The 2,287-nt window shown below is 70.0% G+C and carries 1 pseudogene; it reads right to left on the reverse strand.

Going from position 1 to position 2,287, the window contains the following annotated elements:
• Positions 1 to 2,187 (reverse strand): annotated as a pseudogene (locus tag FFS27_RS31940) (condensation domain-containing protein); the annotation flags it as partial.
• Positions 2,188 to 2,287: the final 100 nt, after the last annotated feature.

Consider the following 2,287-nt stretch of genomic DNA (forward strand, 5'->3'; position numbering starts at 1 on the left):
ATCCAGGATGTAGGCGACCCGCGCGCCGACCACGCTGCCGATCGGCACGCTGGCGGCACCCTCCTCCAGTCGTTCGGGAGCCAGGCAGGCCAGCGGCATGACCACCGTTTCGGTCGGTCCGTAGGCATTGAAGAACGACGCCGGGGCGAAGGCCTGGCGAATCCGTTGCAGGTGCTCGCCGGTCAGCGCTTCGCCGCCGGTGATGCACATGCGCACCGGCAACTGCCGGCCCTGGCTCTCCAGCCACTGGGCGAGCTGGCTGCCGTAGCTCGGGGTGAAGCCGAGGATGCTCACGCCCTCCGCGCGGATCAGCTCGCAGATTTCCTCCGCGCCCCACTGGCCCTGGGCCCGCAGCACCACGCGGGCGCCGCACAGCAACGGGGCCAGCAGGCGCTCGCTGGCGGCGTCGAAGTTGATCGAATAGAAGTGCAGTTCGCAATCCTCGGCGCGCATGCCGAAGCGCTCGATCACCGCGGCGCAGTGCATGGCGATCTCGCCGTGGGAGACCGCCACGCCCTTCGGCTTGCCGGTGGAGCCGGAGGTATAGATCAGGTAGGCCTGGTGCTGCGGACCGCTCAGCGCTGCCAGCGGCGCGGGGTCCTCGGCGTCCAGCGCCGGGCCGTCCTCCTCGAGGCACCAGCGCGCCACGCCCGCCGGCAGCTCGCCGAGGGCCTCGAACAGCGCCGCGTGGCTGAGCAGCAGGCGTACGCCGCTGTCCTCGATCATGTATTGCAGGCGCTCCAGCGGATATTCCGGGTCCAGCGGCACGTAGGCGCCGCCAGCCTTGAGGATCGCCAGCAGGCCGACGACCATCTCCAGCGAACGCTCCAGGGCCAGGCCGACCCGCACTTCCGGGCCGACGCCATGACCGCGCAGGACGCGCGCCAGGCGGTTGGAGCGGGCGTCGAGTTCGGCATAGCTCAGGGTCTGTCCGGCGAAGGTCAGCGCCGGGGCCTGGGGGCTGGCCGCCACGCGGGCGGCGAACAGGCCATGGAGGGTGTCCTGGAGCCCTGCCTCGCCAGCCGTGCCGGCGAGCAGCAGTTGCTTCCGCTCCTCGGCGGCGAACAGCGGCAATTCGGCAATGCGCCGCTGCGGGTCGCCCAGCAGCGCCTCCAGCAGGTTCTGCCAGTGTCCGGCCATCCGCGCGATGCGCGGTTCGTCGAACAGGTCGCGGCTGTAGGTCAGGCAGCAGCCGAGGCGCTGGTCGAGGTCGGTGACCTCCAGGTTGAGGTCGAACTTGGTCGCCCGCGCATCGTTGGCGATGTACTCGACGGTCATCCCGGCCAGTTGCCGGGTCTGCTGGAACTCCCAGCGCTGGACGTTGCACATCACCTGGAACAACGGGTTGTAGGCGGCGCTGCGCGGCGGTTGCAGGGCTTCCACCAGGTGGTCGAACGGCAGGTCCTGGTGCGACTGGCCATCGATCACGGTCTGCCGCACCTGCTCAAGCAGCTCGCCGACACTCATCTGTCCGTCGAGCCGGCAGCGCAGCACCTGGGTATTGAGGAAGGCGCCGATCAGCCCTTCGCTCTCCGGGCGGATGCGGTTCGCCACCGGCGCGCCGATACGCAGGTCCTGCTGGCCGCTGTAGCGGTAGAGCAAGGCCGCAAGGGTGGCGGTCATGGTCATGAACATGGTCAGCCCGCGGGCGGCGTTGAAGCGCCGCACGCGCTCGGCCAGCTCGGGGCTCAGGTCGAAGCGGTAGAGGTCGCCCTGGTGGCTCTGCACCGGCGGGCGTGGCCGGTCGCCCGGCAGTTCGAGCAGCGGATGCTCGTTGCCCAGCTGGGCCTTCCAGTAGTCGAGCTGGCGCTGGCGCTCGCCGCTCTCCAGCCACTCGCGCTGCCACACGCTGTAGTCCAGGTACTGGACCGGCAACGGCTCCAGCGGCGATTCGCGGTCGTCGAGGAAGGCCTCGTAGAGCGCGCCCAGTTCGCGGGCGAAGATGTCCATCGCCCAGCCTTCGGTGACGATGTGGTGCAGGGTCACCACCAGGTAGTGCTCGCGCTCGGCCATCTTCACCATGCAGACCCGCAGCAACGGCCCGCTCTCAAGGTCGAAGGGACGGTGCGCCTCGCTGTCGGCGAGGGTCTGCAGGTGCTGCTGGCGACTGTCGCGGTCGAGCGCGGAGAAGTCCTGCCAGTCCATGTGCAGGCCGCCATCGCTATGTACGCGCTGTACCGGCACGCCTGCTGGCGCAGCCGGGGGTGGCCCAGGCGGTGGTGGTGATCCGCGAAGGCGTGGCCGGCAGCCAGTTGGTCGGCTACTACACCGGCGCTGCCGGCGCCGA

It is taken from the genome of Pseudomonas sp. 2VD (genome assembly GCF_005503585.1).
Taxonomy (GTDB): domain Bacteria; phylum Pseudomonadota; class Gammaproteobacteria; order Pseudomonadales; family Pseudomonadaceae; genus Pseudomonas; species Pseudomonas aeruginosa.